Here is a 17,788-nt window from a genome sequence, read left to right as displayed (position 1 = left end):
ATGGCTGACAAGCGGGAACAGCCATCGGATTCGACGCGCCAGCGCATCGACAAATGGCTGTTCTTCGCTCGGCTTCGCAAGTCCCGCTCGCTCGCGGCGAAGTCGGTGGAGCAGGGCGATGTCTCCGTCAACGGCCAGCCGATACGCCAGCCGTCATTCAACCTGAAACCCGGCGACACGGTCGTGCTGTCGCTGGAGCGCCATGATCTTGTGGTGAAGGTGCTCCTGCCGGGCACCCGCCGCGGGCCTTTCGAGGAGGCCCGTACGCTCTACGAGGATCTGACACCGCCGCCTCCGCCGAGGGCAGAGCGCAGCCTGTTCGAGCAGGCGGCGCGCGAGCGCGGCGCAGGGCGTCCGACAAAACGCGAGCGCCGCGAAACTGATGCGCTGCACAGTCGCTTCGATGAAGCGGAAGATTAGTCCCTAATCCCAGCGAAATTGTTGGTGTGCATAGAAAATTCGTCCTTCGTCCGCTCGATCTTGCGCATGGTTTTTCCTTGCAAACCGGGGTCAAAGCCTTTACCTCCAAGCCGAAGACGGAGGCGGCATCGGATATCCTCAGGTGCCCGGATCGTGTCCGTTTCGCCGGTTGATATGGCGGTGTCAGGCCGCTCGGCCGCCGACAAGGAAATTCGCTGGAGTTCATCATGACGTATGTCGTGACCGACAATTGCATTCGCTGCAAATATACGGATTGCGTGGAAGTCTGCCCCGTCGATTGCTTCTACGAGGGCGAGAACTTTCTGGTGATCCATCCGGACGAATGCATCGACTGCGGCGTCTGCGAGCCCGAATGCCCGGCCGAGGCGATCAAGCCCGACACCGAGCCGGGGCTCGACAAGTGGCTGAAGGTGAATGCCGAATTCGCGCAGGTCTGGCCGAACATCACGGTCAAGAAAGAGCCGATGCCGGATGCAAAGGCCTATGACGGCGAAGAAGGAAAGTACGAGAAGTACTTCACCGCCGAGCCCGGTCAGGGCGACTGACCGGCCCGCGCCTCGAGCGGCGCGGTTACAATTGGGGAAAACCGAGCATGTCCGTCCGCAAGTTGGATAGGGCAGGCTTGATGACCCATGCGAAGCAAATTATTGATTTAGGCACTTTTTTGTGGTAGGGTCGCAATACTGATCCAAGCGAGGCACTTGGTGTGCCCAAGCACCACCACGAGCAAACGATCTCCCGGCGCCGCTCACCTCCCATAAGCAACGTCACGTTGCTCTCTTGTGAACGCGCAGCCGCATCCGTTTGTGCCTTGTTGGACGGACCAGGAATGGTGTCACCCCGACGGTGTCTCCGTCTTTCCCGGGCCTCTTGACCCGGCCCCGGCCTGCGCCGGGACGTAACAGGGAGTATTTGAATAGAATGACGACCCAGCAGAAGAAATCTTCCACGCGCCAGGGCTTCAAGACCGGTGAATCGATCGTCTATCCGGCCCATGGTGTCGGCCAGATCGTCGCGATCGAGGAGCAGGAAGTCGCCGGCATGAAGCTTGAGCTTTTTGTCATCGACTTCGAGAAAGACAAGATGCGCCTGAAGGTTCCGGTCGCCAAGGCCGTGTCCATCGGCATGCGCAAGCTGTCGGAAACCGATTTCGTCGAGCGCGCGTTGAAGGTTGTCCAGGGTAAGGCCCGCGTCAAGCGCACCATGTGGTCGCGCCGGGCGCAGGAGTACGATGCCAAGATCAATTCCGGCGACCTGATCTCGATTGCCGAAGTGGTTCGCGATCTCTATCGCGCCGAAAACCAGCCGGAGCAGTCCTATTCCGAGCGCCAGCTATACGAGGCCGCCCTCGACCGGATGGCTCGCGAGATCGCTGCCGTCAACAAGATGTCCGAGACCGAAGCGGTCCGTCTGGTGGAGGCCAACCTCAACAAGGGGCCGAAGCGTGGAAAGGTCATCGAGGAAGACGACGCACAGGACGAAGCCGCCTGATACGTCCTCTATCCTTCGGAACTTTCAACCCGGCTGGCTCTTCCAGCCGGGTTTTTTCATTTGCCCCTTGCCGTGCAGAACTCGATGCAATGGCGGGCAGGGTCCTGCACGCGCGCTCCGCACCGGCAGATTGATGCAGATAGTCGTGCCGAGCCCGGCGGCGGAATCTCTGACAACCTCGATCTGAAACAGAAGAGCGGCAAGACCCAATTGGTTATCCATGGCGGTGGGCGCGTTCCGGCGCCGCTTCCTGACCAATGCCAAAAATAGCCACTCGCCCCCCGACGATGAGAAGTATAGCATGATCGTATTGGCGGCCGGTTTGGCAGGGTCGCCATCCATAGGCTTTAGCCTTCGCAGCCGGATCATCAACTGGCTGAAACCGAAGTGCTCGCAGATGCGTTGTCAGGTGAATACCATGGCGATGTTGGCCATGGATCCTTTCCATCCCGGCTCAGGGAGATGCCAATGGCTACCGATACCGCAGCAGACCGTCGCATGATCAAGATCGCCATGTCCGCGCCCTATCTCGAGCGGCATGAAGAGCAGGCGTTGGCATTTGCCTGGCGCAACAACCATGATCAGGAAGCACGCAACCGCATCGCCATGGCCCACATGCGGTTGGTGATCGCGCTTGCTTCGCGCTTTCGTAATTTCGGCCTGCCGTTCAACGATCTGCTGCAGGAAGGCTATATCGGACTGCTGGAGGCCGCTGCACGCTTTGAGCCCGAACGTGAAGTTCGTTTCTCCACCTACGCCACCTGGTGGATTCGCGCCTCTATCCAGGATTATGTGCTGCGCAATTGGTCGATTGTCCGCGGCGGCACCAGTTCGGCACAGAAGTCGCTCTTCTTCAATTTGCGCCGCCTTCGTGCCCGCATTGCCCGGGGCCAGACGCATCTGACCTCGGAGAGTGTCTATCTGCAGATCGCAAATGCGTTGAAAGTCAGCACCGCGGACGTGCGCACCATGGACGCGCGGCTCGCCGCTGCGGACGTGTCCTTGCAGGCGCCGGTGGCGGGCGAGGGGGAGACCGGGGCGAGTCACATCGATCTGCTCGCCAGCGAGGCACCCTTGCCGGACGAGCAGGTCACGGAGATGATTGACGGCGAGCGCCGGCGGGAATGGTTGCGTCGGGCGCTGACACGGCTCAACGAGCGGGAAATGAAGATCATTCGCGCCAGACGGCTGACCGACAGCAGTTCCACTCTGGAGGAATTGGGCGCCGATCTCGGGATTTCGAAGGAACGGGTGCGCCAGCTCGAGAACCGGGCCCTCGAGAAGCTGCGGGCCGCACTTTGCGAGGCGACGCCGGCGTTTGCGGAACTCTGCACCTGAATTGTCAAATGCGCCGCGCTAATACCAGTGCGCGGCGCAGCCAACGGTCGTTTCCGGCGTCGCTGGCGATCGCGCTAATCCCTCTCTTTCGAGGCGCGCCGCCGTTCGAGTGCAAGCGTATCCGATGCGATCTGCTGCAGCATGCTGCGGCCTGCAAGGCTCATCTCGTAGAGGAAGGCGAGCAAGGCTCCGATCAAGGTCGCAACTGCCAGCCCGAAGAACCAGAGCAATATCTGCTCGCGGTAGACCTGCCGCATCGCGCCGACCATAAAGCCGAGCGTTGCCAAGCACGTGCTCACACCAGATGCTGTTGCCAGCAGGACTGCGGCTTCCAGCGCGAGGGTCCGTTTGCGCAGGAACAGCAGATGCAAGAGGTGCTCGTCGTCCGGGTCTTCGATCGACACCATGGTTTCAAACAGCGAGTTGACGCGATCCGAGACCCGCGCCAGGCGGGTCGCGAACACATTCAGACAGGCCGCGGTGGCCGTCAGCAGGAAAACGGGTGTGAGGGCCGTCTGCACTACGGTCGCGGCGTCGGATATTTCAAACTGATACACGCCGCAATCTCTTTCCTAAACGGCCGGATCCGTTGCTAAATCTTGCTCGGCGCTCAGGGGCGCATGGTCTCAGGTTTTCGCCTCCCCTCCCGCCGCAGCCTCTTGAGCGGCCAGATCCGCCTGCCGCTTGTACATCGCAGCCGCGGCGGCTCCCTCCTTCTCCCCCTCTCCGCCCACCTGGAACGTCGGCTGGGCGAACGAGATATCGTTTTCGGCGAACGCCTGGGTGATCATGGTGTAGGCGCGCCGCCTGATTGCCGTCTGCTCGCCGGTCGGCCGTGCCGTGAAGCCGAAGCTGATCTCGATGCCGAATTCGCCGATCTGCTCCACGCCCTTCATCTTCAACGGCTTGATGAAGTGCGGCCCGAGCTCCGGATCCTCCAGCAACTGCTTGCCGATATCCTTCGCGATCTTGCCGACCTTGTTGATGTCGGTCTTGAAGGGGACGCGGATGCGGAACTTGTCGACGGTCCAGTCGCGGCTGCCGTTGCGGATCGCACCGAGCGAGCCGAAGGGGACGGTGAACACCGCGCCGCGGTGATGACGAAGTCGGATCGAACGCAGGCTGAAGGATTCGACGACGCCATTGTAGCTGCCGCTCTCGATCCACTCGCCGACGCGGAAGGCATCGTCCATCAGATAGAAGATGCCGCTGACGATATCCTTGACGAGTGTCTGGGAGCCGAAGCCGATCGCAACGCCGAAAATGCCGGCACCGGCGATCAATGGGCCGATCTGAACGCCCATTTCGGCAAGGATGGTCATGACCGCGACGCACAGAACCACGACAGCAAGGCCATTGCGAAAAATCGGCAGGAGCGTCCGCATTCGTGCTCGTCGAGCCTGTTCGTCCGGTGTCAAGGCAGCTTCGTCTTCGCCAGGCGTCAGCTTGCGGTCAATCGCTGTCTTGGCCAGTTGCCAGGCGAGATCGGCGAGCAGGAGGATAATGACACTCTTGAACAGGCCGGTGATGATCGTCTGGAGTAGCGGACTCTCCTTTGCAATGACGTTGGGGTTGTAGTTCCACAGGAGGGCGATCCAGCCGACTGCGATCAGAATGACGATTGCGCGGATCCCTCTGATGAGCAGGATCATGCGCGGCGTGTCGCTGTTCTCCTCGTTCCAGTGTGTCAACGCGAATGCCCTCGTCAACCGATCGGTCGCCGCAAGGACTTTTGGAAGGGCGAGCGCGTATATGCCGAGCCAGAACAGGCCCGGGAAATTCACGCACCAAAGCATCCAGAGGCCCACCAGGTAGAGGCTAGCAAGGATGTTGGTTGCACGTGTCGGCGGATTGCCGCTGCGGTCGAGCGGTCGATGCCAGACCGTTTCGATGCACACGGCCAGAAGGACGATCGAAAAGGCGTAAGTGATGATGCTACGAACATCGGGATCGACGCCGAGGGGCCGACACATCGCCCAGATGGCAATGGCAAACGCCAGAATGGCTCCGAAGATCCGCAGGCGTGTGTAGTGAAACTGCGAGGTGCCGCCGACATCCATCGACAGCCGGCACAATGCGAGCGCAATTCGATAGCCGATCATCGCCAGCAGCGCGTACAGGATCACGACGCGAACGAGTGGCGGCCACTCCAGTGCCAGGAACATCAGCGCGGCAACGGCCGTAAACACAAGCAGGGGGCCGAACTCGGCATAGGCGTGGGTCAAGATCGCGCTTTCGAATTTCGCCCTCTGGACCCTCTTGCGGAACAGCCATTCGGCACCAGCGCCGACAGCGACGATGCCAAGCAGAAGGATGAATGCCGGCGCAAAGCCGCTTTCACTTGCCTGCTGCCGCACCCGACCGGCAGCCGCGGCAATCTCGGACGGAACCTTCGGGATTGCCGCCCCCAATGCCTTAAACCGGCTGCGAGCCTTGGCCTCGATGTCTTCGACCTCCAGCGTTGCTTCCTTGGAAACTTCGCTCGAAGTGGCCGCCGTGGAAGAAGAGCGACTCTGGATCCATTTTCGAATTTCCGGATCGTCCAGCAGCTTCATGAGCTCGGTAAGCTTTTCCGGCGGCGGGGCCGCCTGACCCGCTGGGGCGGGGCTTGCCGGCGCCGTCTGGGCCATGGAGAATGGAGCAGCGGTCAGGCCGAGCAAAAGACAGAAAAGGCTAAAGGACAGGAAGGCAAAAAACCTGGACATCGTACCCCACACGTGTTTGCGGAACCCAGAATGTCATTTCAGTCTGTCGTTGAATTCGAATGCCAGTATATAACTAGCACTTACGCGGATGCGCCGAAAGATGGCGCAATCGTGGCCAGCCACGCCTGAACAACTCCGTCGCAGGCCTGCTATTCGGTGATGATCTTGAGCTTATCGCCCGGCTTGATCGTGCTGGTCGAGTCCAAGGCGTTGATCAGGCGGAAAAGACCGAGCTTGCGATCGGTCCCCATCATTTGGCCGGCGAGCGAGGCGACGGTGTCCCCCGGCCGCGCGGTGACCACGCGGACCCTCAGCGGCTTCAGCGATGCGACCTCCTGCGGCGTCAGCCGCCGGAATGAGCTTTTCAGGACGTTTGCGGTCGGTTCGAGGGCCTGTGAACCTTGCGGAACGGCTGTCAGGAAGCGGTAGATTCGATTGCCGATCCGCACGACGGTGACGTCGAATTCCCAGCGGTCAGCGGCTGCCCGTGCCGTTGCGGCTTCAAGGCCGTTGACTGTGGTCGAACGGATCGTTTCCGTCTTCAGGCCGGTGACCCAGCCGCTGGAGATATAGTTGACGAGGCTTTGGCGCTGGTTGTCAGCGACGCCGTCGAAGCGGATCGCGATGTCGCCCGGGCCGGTCGCAAGGACGGCATCCGCCTTGTTGTCGATCTGGAAGCCGGCGGGAACGTCGTAGCGGATGCCGAGCGTGCCATGCAGGAACGTTTGTCCGCGCACGTAACCTTCCTCGGGGCTGTCGCCATAGAGCAGACCGTCGATGCCGGCGAGGTAGTAGTCACGACCGCGGTCGCCAACCGTTCCTTGCGCGCCGAAGGCACGGGCATGGCGGCGGGCGAGTTCGACCCGCTGCGGTGCGTTCGGGTGACTGGACAGGAAGTCCAGGCTCTGGTCGGCTTCCGGATCAACGGACGTGTATTGGCCGTAGGCGGCCATGGAATCGAGGAAACGCGCTGCCGCATAGGGCTCGTAACCTGCCTCGGCGAGCATGCGCACGCCGATCACGTCCGCTTGCAGTTCCTGATTGCGCGAGAAGGCGGCAAGCCGCAGCTTGCCGCGGGCCAGCGCCTGCTTGCCCGCAAGATTGCTCGACAGCACTTCGGCGACGACGCGGCTGGCGATGACTTCCGCCTCTTCCTTCTTTTGCCGCTCGATGCCGTGGTTTGCCGTCACGTGGGCCATCTCGTGCGACAGAACGGCCGCCACTTCCGAGGCGTCGTTGGCGAGCGCCAGAAGGCCGCGCGTGACATAGAGATAGCCGCCCGGCAACGCAAACGCATTGATTGCCGGCGAGTTGAGGATGGTGATCCGATAGGACTGGCTCGGATTCTCCGAGACCGCGGTCAGCGCTCCGGCGATGCGGGCGACGAGACGCTCGGTCTTGGCGTCCTTGTACTCTCCGCCATAGCTGGCAACGATGCGCGGATGCTCGCGCGCGCCCATTGCCGCGCGTGGATCGTTCTTCTGAACTTCGTCGACGATCTGTGGACTGGACGATGGCGCGACGGTCGGCTCATAGGTCTGATCGAAAGCCTGGCACGACACGACAAGGCCCGCAACCGCGACGGCAAGCACGGAACGCGCAACGGCGGCTCCGCGTCCTCTGCCCAATCCCGGATGCCGACCCTTGCCCAGCATTCGCCCCATGTCCCTTTTGCAACCTAACGACCTGTTCGGAAATCACCCGGGCCTCGACATCCGGACCGTATCCGATTCGAAGACGAACGACCCGCGCTTGTTCGGATTGTTGTTACGGCTTTCCGAAGTATCGTGCCGACACCCGCAGGTCCCGTTAGGACCCTTCGCCGAGAGATAGACGCACCGCCCCTTGCCGACAACTCCCGATTCCAGAATCGGTTTTCAATGTGGCTCCGGTGACACAGCGTAGCGTCCAAAGTATGGCAATCCTCGGGCTGAGAGGCATTATCCATCAGAACCAAGGAAGGCGGCCAAAGCCGGCAGCTTCCGGTGCGCAAGAAAGCCCTCGAGCGGCGCCATCAACGCAATCGCTCCGTCGTCGATGAACATGGCCCGATCGGCGAGACGTGGCAGATCTTCGACCTGATGGCTGATGAACAGCAGCGTGCTTCCCGTTTCGATGCGAAGTTCCGACAGGAGCACTGCCATTTCGGCGCGCATGGCCGGGTCAAGCGCTGCAAAGGGCTCGTCGAGGAGCAGGATTGGACGGTTCCTCACGAGCGCACGGGCAAGGGCGACCCGTTGCCGCTCTCCACCCGAGAGCTGGGCCGGCATGCGATGCCCATAGCCGGCCAGTCCAACGCGGGCGAGGGCCGTATCGACCTTCTCCTGCTCGGCCGGCCCCAGGCGAAGCGAAGGGTCGATGCCCAGGCCGACATTCTGCGTCACCGTCAGATGGACGAAGAGATTGTTCTCCTGGAACACGATCGAGACCGGCCGCGCTGCCGGCTCGCGTCCGGCCATGTCCTTTCCAAAGATCGCAACGGTGCCGGAGGCGATCGGCTGGAAGCCGGCGATGACGTTGAACAGCGTCGACTTGCCGGCGCCGGATGGTCCGGTGACGGCGACGCTTGCGCCCTTGGGGATGGTGCAATCAAAGACGAGGCGCTTTTGCTCGAACTGCACGGTGGCTTGCTCGAGGCGCATGGCCGGAACCTCCGCGCCCTGATGGGAGGGATCACGCATTCTCTTCCCTTTTGTTCTTGTCCGCTGCGGTGGAGGGCAGCGTCAGCAGCAGGCAGAGCACGCCGAGAAGCAAGGCAATCCCCGCAGCATCCTCCGTCCGATAGCTTCCCATCCGGCTGAACAGCAGCCAGGGCAAGGTGACAAAACCATCGGCGCCGAAGATCGCGACGGCGCTCAGATCGCCGAGCGACAGAGCCATGGCAAAGGCAAAGGCTGTCATCAGCGGCCGCTTTAGCGCCGGCAGATCGACCCATCTCATCCGGTGCCAGCCGGTAACACCGAGACTGACTGAAAGCCGTCCGGTTCGCACCAGATGCGTCCGGTAGGCCGGTCCCAGGACACGGACCACGAAGGGCAAGGCCATCAGGGCGTTGACGACGACAACCACATAGGGTGCAAAGCGTCCGGTTGCACCAACGTGGCGCAGCAGCAGGAACCAGCCTGTAGCAACCACGACGGGGGGAACGAGCAGAATGAGCGAGCTTGCGGCTTGCAATCCGGCGGCCAGGTAGCGCGTGCCTTTGATCCCGATGCCGCCGATTTGTGGAACTGCGACGGTGGGAACCGCGATTGCGAGCGAAAGCGCAGCCGAGACAACCGAAATGGCCAGGCTGGTGAGCAGCGCCTGGTGCAGGAGCGGATCGGTTGCCAGCCGACCCAGATCGGCAGACAGGCCGGAGGCGACCACGGCCAGGAGCGGCGCCACCGTGAACACGGCAAAGGCGGCAATCACGACGCCGTCGGCAAATCTTCTCCGTTTGCTGTCGAACCGACGGACGGCGCGGCCCGTCGTCGGCGCGTCCTCTGCGGGCGTTCCGAGCATCCGCATCAGTGCCAGCAGCGTCCCGGTGACGATGATCTGCATGGCGGACAGCATGACGGCGCGCGGCGGGTCGAAATCGAAGCGCAGGGCTTGGTAGATCGCCACTTCGATCGTCGTCGCGGCCGGCCCGCCGCCGAGCGTCAGGACGATCGTGAAGCTCGTCGCGCAAAGCATGAGGATGAGACCGGCGATCCCCGGCAGCAGCCCGCGGATCACCGGCCACTCGATCAAACGGAAGACGGCGGCCGGGCGCATGCCGAGATTGGCCGAGGTCAGCCAGTATTCGGCGGGAATGCGCTCGAGCCCGGCCAGCAACAGGCGCGTCGCGAGCGGCAGGTTGAAGAAAACATGTGCGACGAGGATGCCAGCCAGACCATAGATGCTGACGGGATTGTCGAGCCCGAGCGCACTCAGCATTTCGTTGACGACACCCTTCCGCCCCCAGACCTCGATGATGCCGAGAACGGCGACCAATGCGGGCAAGCCAAGGGGGAGGGCGGAAAGCCGAACGATCCAGATCCGGCCGATAAAGGACCGTTGGCGTGCCAGCGCGCTTGCCACCGGAATGGCAACGGCCACCGACAGTACGGTCGACAGGCCAGCCTGGAGCAGCGTGAACCTGGCGATGCGGACGAGGTAGCTATCGAACAGAGTGCCGTACGTGCCGCCTTCGGCGCTGAGCAGCAGCACGGCAGTCGAAATGCCGGCAAACAACAGGATGAAGCCGAGGGCGGCGCCCCCAGTTGCTGTAATCGCTGCTCTTTCGCTGTTCGTGTACATGCAGTGACCCAAGCAACATGTTGGCCGTTCACGCGGGCGAGCCACTCGCCCGCGTGAACGGTCTTTCGGCAGAGGTCAGGCCCTCACTTGGCGCTCATCGCCGCCAGCCATTCGTCGATCCAGGCCTTGCGGTTCGCGGCAACCTCGTCGGCGGGGAAGAGGAAGGTGTGCTCGGGCTTCACCAGCTTGCCGAAGGCGTCCGGAAGCGGCTCGCGGGTCGCGCCGACCGGCATCATCCAGTTGGTCTCGGGAATGATGGACTGGAAATCCGGGCCGGTCATGAAGCTGAGGAACTTGCGGGCGAGGTCTGGATCGCTGGCCGCCTTCGTCATGCCGGCGACCTCGATCTGCACGTAGTGGCCTTCGGCGAAGGGGGCCGCCTGATAGCGCTCGGAGTTCTCCGCCACCATGTGGTAGGCCGGCGAGGTGGTGTAGGACAGGACCATCGGCGCTTCGCCCTTGGTAAAGAGCCCATAGGCCTCGGACCAGCCGGGGGTGACGGTCAGGATGCGATCCTTCAACTTCGTCCACGCCTCGCCCGCCTTGTCGCCATAGACAGCCTTGACCCAGAGCAGCAGGCCGAGGCCCGGCGTCGATGTGCGGGGATCCTCGATCACGATCTTTTCCTTCGGATCGCCCTCGATCAGTTCCTTCAGGCTCTTCGGCGGGTTCTTCAGCGTCTCGGTGTCATAGACCACGGCGAAGTGGCCGTAGTCGTAAGGCAGAAAGGTGTCGTCGGCGAAATTGCCCGGCACGGTCAAGCCTTCGGGGGAAAGCTGGTGGGGCACAAACAGCCCCGTCGCCTTGGCTTCCGCCACGAGGTTCGTATCGAGGCCGAGAATGAGATCCGCCTTGGTGCCTTCTCCCTCCAGCTTCAGCCGGGTCAGCAGTTCGACGCCGTCGGCAACGCCGACCCATTCGACCTTGCAGTCGCAGGTCTTCTCAAACTCGGCTGCGACCTTTGCGCCGGGGCCCCATTCGGTGACGAAGCTCTCGTAGGTGTAGATGGTGAGCGTCTTGTCCGCCGCAAGCGCGGGAGAAACGAAAGACGTTGCAGCAAGTAGCATGAAAGATGGAAGAAGTCCTATGCGCATCGGCGCCTCCTTTAGTTCCAAATAAACGGGAATAGGGCGCTGAATGTGCCGTCTAATCCCTCCGCCGGTACAAACCGGATCAGGTTCCGCGGGTTGGCAAATGCCTCTCAGCCGCTGGTCATCTCGTAACCATGCGGCACCCCGTTAGAGCAGGAAGAGCTTTAGTCCGGTGGCGCCGCTTATGCAAGCGGCTGGACGCCGCAGCTTCTTCTGCAAAGGCGTTTCCATTCCCGCTGAACATGCGCTAGACGGTGTGCCCATGACGAACGCCGCCGATCAACTGTTTGTCCTCCTTCTGGGAGGAACCCTTGAGCCGACCCCCCGGCTCAAGGCGGCCATTGACGGTGCCCGTTTCATCGCCGCCGACGGCGGCATGCGCCATGCGACGACGCTTGGCATCACCCCCGAAGCCTGGGTCGGCGATTTCGATTCCACCACGCCGGAGGAACTTGCGGCCTGGAGCCATGTTCCGCGCGAGCCCTATCCGACTGCCAAGAACGCGACCGATGGCGAGATTGCCGTCTCGGCTGCGCTTGCACGCGGGGCGCAAAGGCTGATCCTCGCGGGGGGGCTCGGCGGCGAGCGCAGCGATCACGCCCTCATGCACCTGCTACATGCGGCAGCGCTGAAGGCGGGCGGTTGCGACATCATGCTGAGCTCCGGGTTGGAGGAAGCCTGGCCGCTGCCTCCGGGCCGCACGACGATCGAATTGCCGGAGAACAGCCTCTTCTCGATCCTCGGCCTGACTGCTCTGTCGGGCCTTTCGATCGAAAACGTGCGCTACCCATTGAGCGCATTCGACCTGCCGTTCGGCTCGTCGCGCACGGTCTCCAACGTGGCGCTCGGCGCCGTCACCTTAACCCTTGATGCCGGGCTGGCCGTGTTGCTCGCCCGACCCTACGATCTTTCAGGAGCCTGAGTTTGGCACCGCCCATTCTGAAACTTGACGACATGTTCCTGAGCTTCGGCGGAACGCCGCTGCTGGCCGGTGCGAACCTGCAGGTGGAGCCGGGCGATCGCATCTGCCTTGTCGGCCGCAACGGTTCGGGCAAGTCGACGCTTTTGAAGATCGCCGCCAGCATCGTCGAGCCGCAGTCCGGCGAGGTCTTCCGCCACCCGTCCGCGACCATCCGCTATCTGGAACAGGCGCCGGATTTCGAAGGGTTCGCAACGGTTGCGGCCTATGCCGAAGCCGGTCTCGGCCCCGGCGACGATCACTATCGCGTCACCTATCTGCTGTCGCATTTGGGGCTGACTGGTGAGGAGGACCCGAAGACGCTTTCAGGCGGCGAAGCGCGCCGGGCAGCACTGGCACGCGTGCTTGCGCCGGAGCCGGACATCCTGCTCCTCGACGAGCCGACCAACCACCTCGACCTGCCGACGATCGAATGGCTGGAAGATGAACTGACAAAGAGCCGGTCGGCGCTCGTCGTCATTTCGCACGACCGGCGCTTCCTGGAAAAAGTCTCCAATGCCACGGTCTGGCTCGACCGCGGCACGTCACGCCGCCTCGACCGCGGCTTCGCCCATTTCGAGGCGTGGCGGGATCAGGTGCTGGAGGCCGAGGAGCTGGAGCAGCACAAGCTCGGCAAGGCGATCGAGCGCGAGGAGCACTGGTTGCGCTACGGCGTGACGGCACGGCGAAAGCGTAACATGCGCCGGCTCGGCGAGTTGCAGGACATGCGTGCCCGCCATCGCGGCCACAAGGGACCGCAGGGCACCGTCCAGGCGACGGCGTCGGATGCGCAGGAATCCGGAAAGCTGGTGATTGAGGCCGACAAGGTCACCAAGGCCTATGGGGAACGGACGATCGTCGCGCCCTTTTCGATCCGCGTCCATCGCGGCGATTGCATCGGCCTTGTCGGACCGAACGGTGCCGGCAAGACGACGCTGCTGAAGATCCTGACCGGTCAGCTCGCACCCGACAGCGGCACCGTCAAGCTCGGCACCAACCTCGAGATCGCCACCCTCGACCAGCGCCGCGAGGAACTGAACCTGGACGACACGCTGGCGCATTATCTGACGGATGGCCGCGGCGAGAGCCTGATCGTCAACGGCGAGCAGCGCCACGTGACCGGCTACATGAAGGAATTCCTGTTCCAGCCGGAGCAGGCCCGCACGCCGATCCGCAACCTTTCCGGCGGCGAGAGGGCCCGGCTGATGCTGGCGCGGATCCTGTCGCGCCCGACCAACCTGTTGATCCTCGACGAACCCACCAACGATCTCGACATCGAAACGCTGGACCTCTTGCAGGAGATCGTCGCCGGCTTCTCCGGCACCGTCATCCTTGTCAGCCACGACCGCGACTTCCTCGACCGTACGGTTACGTCAACGATCGCACCGGCCGATCCGGAGGCGCCGGACGGACGCTGGATCGAATATGCCGGCGGATACTCCGACATGATGGCCCAGCGCCGCGGCGCAATCGAGGAGCGTCGCAAGGCGGAAAAGGCCGAAAAGGCGAAAAGCGACAACGCGCCCGCCGAAAAGGCCGGCGACAAGGGCAGGGGGAAGCTTTCCTACAAGCAGAAGTTTGCGCTGGAGAGCCTGCCGAAGGAAATGGAGAAGGTGGCGGCCGAAATTGCCCGGCGCGAGGAGAAGATGGCCGATCCGGCGCTGTTCTCGAAGGACCCTGCGGGTTTCAACCGCCTTGCTGCCGAGATGGAAAAGCTGCGTGCGGACCTGACACGAATGGAAGAAGAGTGGCTCGAACTGGAAATGCTCCGGGAGGAACTGGAGGGGTCGTGACCCTCGGCTCCCCCGGCCGGCTGTGAGCCGCAGTGGTTGTCACAATGCGCGCCCGGAAACAGGAAGCCGGGCGCAAGCCGTCAGGGGCGAATGACACAGACGCCGGCTTCAAAGCTGCAGCTCGAGGTCTCCGTTTCCGGCGACACGACGATGACCTTGGCGTTGTTGGCGGAACGGACCGAGAAGCCGCCCTGATCGCCCATGCCGTCGCCGTAGCCATCCATGTAGAAGTACATCCCGTTGCCCGGATCGTCATAGGCGGAGATTGAACCGCCGTAGAAGTTGTTGTTGAACCGCTCGCGATCGTCATACTGGCCAGCGTAATAAGGACGGTATGGCCCAGCGTAATAGGGGCGAACGCGATTGCGCAACAGGTCCGGTTGCCCTACCCAATCCGGGCGGGCGATCTGCCAGTCCCGGCCGAAGCGCCAGTCGTTGCCGAAGCGCCCATCGTGTCTCCGGCGATTGTCCCGGAACAGGTTGCCGCCGACGATATCTCTGCCGAGCACATTGCGATCCCTGTTCCGGTGATGGCGGTTGTCGTCGTTGCGGGCTTGGTGATTACGCCGCCACACCCGAGAGGTGTTTCCGCCTGAGACGCTGCCATTGGAAAAGCCGTTGTGGCCGCGGCCGTCATGGCCGTCCCGTGCCGCCGCCGGCATCGCAATGACGAAGGGGACGGTGACGGCGAGCGCGACTGCAATCATGCAGGCTCTTGAAAACAGACTCATTCTGTTTTGCCTCCAGGTTACGCGGAAACAGGTCCACTCAACCAGCTTTGCCTATTTCTGCTGGAAAGTCACGGGTTTGGTTAATGACTAGGTAATAATCGTTAACAATGGTTAACGGGCTTGGAGGACCCTCAATGCCATACTTTTGTCTTAATCGATTAAATTGATTTTGCAGTGCAATGACACTTGTCGTTCCGCATTCCGGCGATTAAACGTCGCTCTCACTGCATTGCGCACAAACTAAGTGCAATTCCGGAGTATAATAGTCCAGTTATCGGGGCAATTCTCCGGGGTTCCGTGAGGGTTCTGATGACGAATGTCACAAAAAGCCGGCCGCTCTCGCCGCATCTTCAAATCTATAAGCCGATCCCGACGATGGTCATGTCGATCATGCACCGCGTCACCGGTGGTGCGCTCTATGTCGGCACGGTTCTCGTTGCGTGGTGGCTGATCGCCGCCGCGATGGGCGAAAGCTATTTCAACTGGGTCAGCTGGTTCTTCGGCACCTGGATCGGCAGGCTGATTCTGTTCGGCTACACCTGGGCGCTGTTCCATCACATGCTCGGTGGCATCCGTCACCTGGTCTGGGACACGGGGCGCGGCTACGAGAAGCATTTCTCCACCAAGGTTGCGAAGGCCATGCCGGTCGTCTCCGTCGCCCTGACGGTATTGACCTGGATCATCGGTTATCTGGTGCGCTGAGGAACTGACATGGATATGCGTACACCTCTCGGTCGCGTTCGCGGCCTCGGTTCGGCCAAGGACGGCACCGATCACTTCTGGCGCCAGCGTCTGACCGCGGTCGCCAACCTGCCGCTGCTCCTGTTCTTCGTCGGCTTCATCGTCTGTTACGCCGGCGCGCCCTATGCGGAGGTCCGTGCGGCGCTGTCGCACCCGATCGTCGCGGTGCTGATGGGCCTCGTCGTCATCTCCGGCCTGTACCACATGAAGCTTGGCATGCAGGTCATCATCGAGGACTATGTCCATGCAGAGGGCCCGAAGGTCCTGCTGCTCATGCTCAACACCTTCTTTGCGGCGCTGGTCGGCGGGCTCTGTCTCTTTGCCGTCCTGAAGATCGCTTTCGCGGGATAATTCATCATGGCACCGAACTCCTCGCCGGCGACGAACGGCAAAGCCTATCAGTATGTCGATCATGCCTACGACGTGATCGTCGTCGGGGCCGGTGGTGCGGGTCTGCGCGCCACCCTCGGCATGGCCGAGCAGGGCTTCCGCACCGCCTGCATCACCAAGGTTTTCCCGACCCGTTCGCACACGGTCGCTGCCCAGGGCGGCATCGCGGCCTCGCTGCAGAACATGACGCCGGATAGCTGGCAGTGGCACCTCTACGATACCGTCAAGGGTTCCGACTGGCTGGGCGACGTCGACGCCATGCAGTATCTTGCCATGGAAGCGCCGAAGGCGGTCTATGAGCTGGAGCACTACGGCGTGCCGTTCTCGCGCAACGCGGAAGGCAAGATCTACCAGCGTCCGTTCGGCGGCCACATGCAGAACTACGGCGAAGGCCCGCCGGTGCAGCGCACCTGCGCCGTTGCCGACCGCACCGGCCACGCCATCCTGCACACGCTCTACGGCCAGTCGCTGCGACACAACGCCGAGTTCTTCATCGAATACTTTGCGATCGACCTGATCATGTCCCCCGACGGCCGCTGCACCGGCGTCGTCGCCTGGAACCTCGACGATGGCACGATCCATCGCTTCTCCGCCAAGATGGTGGTGCTGGCGACCGGCGGCTACGGCCGTGCCTACTTCTCGGCGACATCGGCGCACACCTGCACCGGCGACGGCGGTGGCATGGCGGCCCGCGCCGGCCTGCCGTTGCAGGACATGGAGTTCGTGCAGTTCCACCCGACCGGCATCTACGGCTCCGGCTGTCTGATCACCGAGGGCGCCCGCGGCGAAGGCGGCTATCTCGTCAACTCCGAAGGCGAGCGCTTCATGGAGCGCTATGCGCCGTCGGCCAAGGACCTGGCCTCGCGCGACGTCGTCTCGCGCTGCATGACGATGGAAATCCGCGAAGGCCGCGGCGTCGGCAAGAACAAGGACCACATCTTCCTGCACCTCGACCATCTCGATCCGGCCGTGTTGCATGAGCGCCTGCCGGGCATTTCCGAGAGCGCCAAGATCTTCGCCGGCGTCGACGTGACCCGCGAGCCGATCCCGGTTCTGCCGACCGTGCACTACAACATGGGCGGCGTTCCGACCAACTTCTGGGGCGAGGTGCTCAACGCCGACAGTGCCAATCCCGGACGCGTCGCCCCCGGCCTGATGGCGGTCGGCGAAGCCGGCTGCGCTTCGGTGCACGGCGCAAACCGTCTCGGCTCCAACTCGCTGATCGACCTCGTGGTCTTCGGTCGCGCCGCGGCAATCCGTGCCGGCGAGGTCATCGACCGCGCCGAGCCGATCCCGGCCCTCGACAAGGCGGCCTGCGACAAGATCATGGACCGCTTCGACCGTTTGCGCTTTGCTGACGGCGGCACGCCGACGGCGGTCCTGCGCGACAAGATGCAGCGCACCATGCAGGAAGATGCCGCCGTGTTCCGCACCCAGGAATCGCTGGAAGCCGGCTGCCGTCGCATGAAGGAGCTCTGGGGCGAAATGGCCGACCTGAAGGTCACCGACCGCTCGTTGATCTGGAACTCCGATCTCGTCGAGACGCTGGAACTGGAAAATCTGATGGCGAACGCGATCACGACGGTCGTCGGCGCCGAGGCCCGCAAGGAAAGCCGCGGTGCCCATGCCCGCGAGGACTACAAGGATGGTCCGCTCGGTGGCCGCGACGACGTCAACTGGCGCAAGCATACCCTTGCCTGGGTAAACGAAGCCGGCGACGTCAAGCTTGATTACCGCCCGGTCCACACCGACCTCATCGCTGACGGCATCGATCCGCAAAAGATCGCGCCGAAGGCACGCGTCTATTGATCCCGAGGAAAACTGG

Annotated in this window: 17 protein-coding genes and 1 riboswitch; of the genes, 9 read left to right on the top strand and 8 right to left on the bottom strand. The window is 62.7% G+C overall.

Annotated features, from left to right (window positions below):
• The 3 genes from AC1DDS_RS05130 (at nt 1) to AC1DDS_RS05120 (ending at nt 1,932) form a co-directional block, all read left to right on the top strand.
• The gene (locus AC1DDS_RS05130) at nt 1–420 is read left to right on the top strand and encodes an RNA-binding S4 domain-containing protein (RefSeq protein ID WP_477477898.1); all 420 of its coding nucleotides are present in this window, start codon (nt 1–3) and stop codon (nt 418–420) included.
• A gap of 227 nt (nt 421–647) precedes the next feature.
• A complete protein-coding gene (fdxA, locus tag AC1DDS_RS05125; protein WP_477477897.1) occupies nt 648–986 on the top strand; it encodes a ferredoxin FdxA in 339 nt (112 codons plus the stop codon).
• A gap of 376 nt (nt 987–1,362) precedes the next feature.
• Nucleotides 1,363–1,932, top strand: a complete 570-nt coding sequence (locus tag AC1DDS_RS05120) for a CarD family transcriptional regulator (RefSeq protein WP_310413155.1) — start codon at nt 1,363–1,365, stop codon at nt 1,930–1,932.
• A 24-nt stretch (nt 1,933–1,956) separates the two neighbouring features.
• On the opposite strand, the gene AC1DDS_RS05115 is transcribed toward AC1DDS_RS05120, so the two are convergent.
• Entirely contained in the window at nt 1,957–2,274 is a 318-nt protein-coding gene (locus tag AC1DDS_RS05115) for a hypothetical protein (protein WP_477477896.1), read from the bottom strand.
• A 126-nt stretch (nt 2,275–2,400) separates the two neighbouring features.
• Here AC1DDS_RS05115 and AC1DDS_RS05110 point away from each other — a divergent pair, with 126 nt between their 5' ends.
• The gene (locus AC1DDS_RS05110; protein ID WP_310414289.1) at nt 2,401–3,270 is read left to right on the top strand and encodes an RNA polymerase factor sigma-32; all 870 of its coding nucleotides are present in this window, start codon (nt 2,401–2,403) and stop codon (nt 3,268–3,270) included.
• Between the two features lie 74 nt (nt 3,271–3,344).
• On the opposite strand, the gene AC1DDS_RS05105 is transcribed toward AC1DDS_RS05110, so the two are convergent.
• The 6 genes from AC1DDS_RS05105 to thiB all read right to left on the bottom strand — a co-directional run bounded on the left by AC1DDS_RS05105 (nt 3,345) and on the right by thiB (nt 11,353).
• Entirely contained in the window at nt 3,345–3,827 is a 483-nt protein-coding gene (locus tag AC1DDS_RS05105; protein WP_477477895.1) for a DUF2721 domain-containing protein, read from the bottom strand.
• A gap of 69 nt (nt 3,828–3,896) precedes the next feature.
• Nucleotides 3,897–5,975 (bottom strand): mechanosensitive ion channel family protein, encoded by a 2,079-nt coding sequence (locus AC1DDS_RS05100; RefSeq protein WP_477477894.1) that lies wholly within the window; start codon nt 5,973–5,975, stop codon nt 3,897–3,899.
• Nucleotides 5,976–6,124: 149 nt separating this feature from the next.
• On the bottom strand, nt 6,125–7,630 hold the full coding sequence (locus tag AC1DDS_RS05095; RefSeq protein ID WP_477477893.1) for a M48 family metalloprotease: 1,506 nt from the start codon (nt 7,628–7,630) through the stop codon (nt 6,125–6,127).
• 285 nt (nt 7,631–7,915) lie between these two features.
• The gene (gene thiQ, locus AC1DDS_RS05090) at nt 7,916–8,656 is read right to left on the bottom strand and encodes a thiamine ABC transporter ATP-binding protein (RefSeq protein WP_477477892.1); all 741 of its coding nucleotides are present in this window, start codon (nt 8,654–8,656) and stop codon (nt 7,916–7,918) included.
• Nucleotides 8,649–10,259, bottom strand: a complete 1,611-nt coding sequence (gene thiP / locus AC1DDS_RS05085) for a thiamine/thiamine pyrophosphate ABC transporter permease (protein WP_477477891.1) — start codon at nt 10,257–10,259, stop codon at nt 8,649–8,651. Before thiP ends, thiQ begins: the two co-directional genes overlap by 8 nt.
• An 83-nt stretch (nt 10,260–10,342) precedes the next feature.
• Nucleotides 10,343–11,353: a thiamine ABC transporter substrate binding subunit gene (gene thiB, locus AC1DDS_RS05080; RefSeq protein WP_477477890.1), complete on the bottom strand. Its 1,011-nt coding sequence runs from the start codon at nt 11,351–11,353 to the stop codon at nt 10,343–10,345.
• Between the two features lie 39 nt (nt 11,354–11,392).
• Nucleotides 11,393–11,507: riboswitch (TPP riboswitch) on the bottom strand.
• Between the two features lie 105 nt (nt 11,508–11,612).
• Here thiB and AC1DDS_RS05075 point away from each other — a divergent pair.
• Nucleotides 11,613–12,272 (top strand): thiamine diphosphokinase, encoded by a 660-nt coding sequence (locus AC1DDS_RS05075; RefSeq protein WP_477477889.1) that lies wholly within the window; start codon nt 11,613–11,615, stop codon nt 12,270–12,272.
• Between the two features lie 2 nt (nt 12,273–12,274).
• Nucleotides 12,275–14,101: an ABC-F family ATP-binding cassette domain-containing protein gene (locus tag AC1DDS_RS05070; RefSeq protein WP_477477888.1), complete on the top strand. Its 1,827-nt coding sequence runs from the start codon at nt 12,275–12,277 to the stop codon at nt 14,099–14,101.
• Between the two features lie 80 nt (nt 14,102–14,181).
• On the opposite strand, the gene AC1DDS_RS05065 is transcribed toward AC1DDS_RS05070, so the two are convergent.
• The gene (locus tag AC1DDS_RS05065; RefSeq protein ID WP_477477887.1) at nt 14,182–14,808 is read right to left on the bottom strand and encodes a hypothetical protein; all 627 of its coding nucleotides are present in this window, start codon (nt 14,806–14,808) and stop codon (nt 14,182–14,184) included.
• Between the two features lie 333 nt (nt 14,809–15,141).
• Between AC1DDS_RS05065 and sdhC the strand changes: the two genes are divergently transcribed.
• From sdhC to sdhA, 3 genes are read left to right on the top strand one after another with little or no spacing between them, the layout of a single operon-like run.
• Nucleotides 15,142–15,534: a succinate dehydrogenase, cytochrome b556 subunit gene (gene sdhC, locus AC1DDS_RS05060; RefSeq protein ID WP_477477886.1), complete on the top strand. Its 393-nt coding sequence runs from the start codon at nt 15,142–15,144 to the stop codon at nt 15,532–15,534.
• Nucleotides 15,535–15,543: 9 nt separating this feature from the next.
• Nucleotides 15,544–15,924 (top strand): succinate dehydrogenase, hydrophobic membrane anchor protein, encoded by a 381-nt coding sequence (sdhD, locus tag AC1DDS_RS05055; RefSeq protein ID WP_477477885.1) that lies wholly within the window; start codon nt 15,544–15,546, stop codon nt 15,922–15,924.
• A gap of 6 nt (nt 15,925–15,930) precedes the next feature.
• Complete coding sequence (gene sdhA / locus AC1DDS_RS05050; protein WP_477477884.1) at nt 15,931–17,772, top strand: succinate dehydrogenase flavoprotein subunit; 1,842 nt, start codon at nt 15,931–15,933, stop codon at nt 17,770–17,772.
• The last annotated feature ends 16 nt before the right edge of the window (nt 17,773–17,788 follow it).

The sequence above is a fragment of the Mycoplana sp. 10N416 genome, from assembly GCF_056394765.1.
This window is presented reverse-complemented; position numbering and strand designations above follow the sequence as displayed.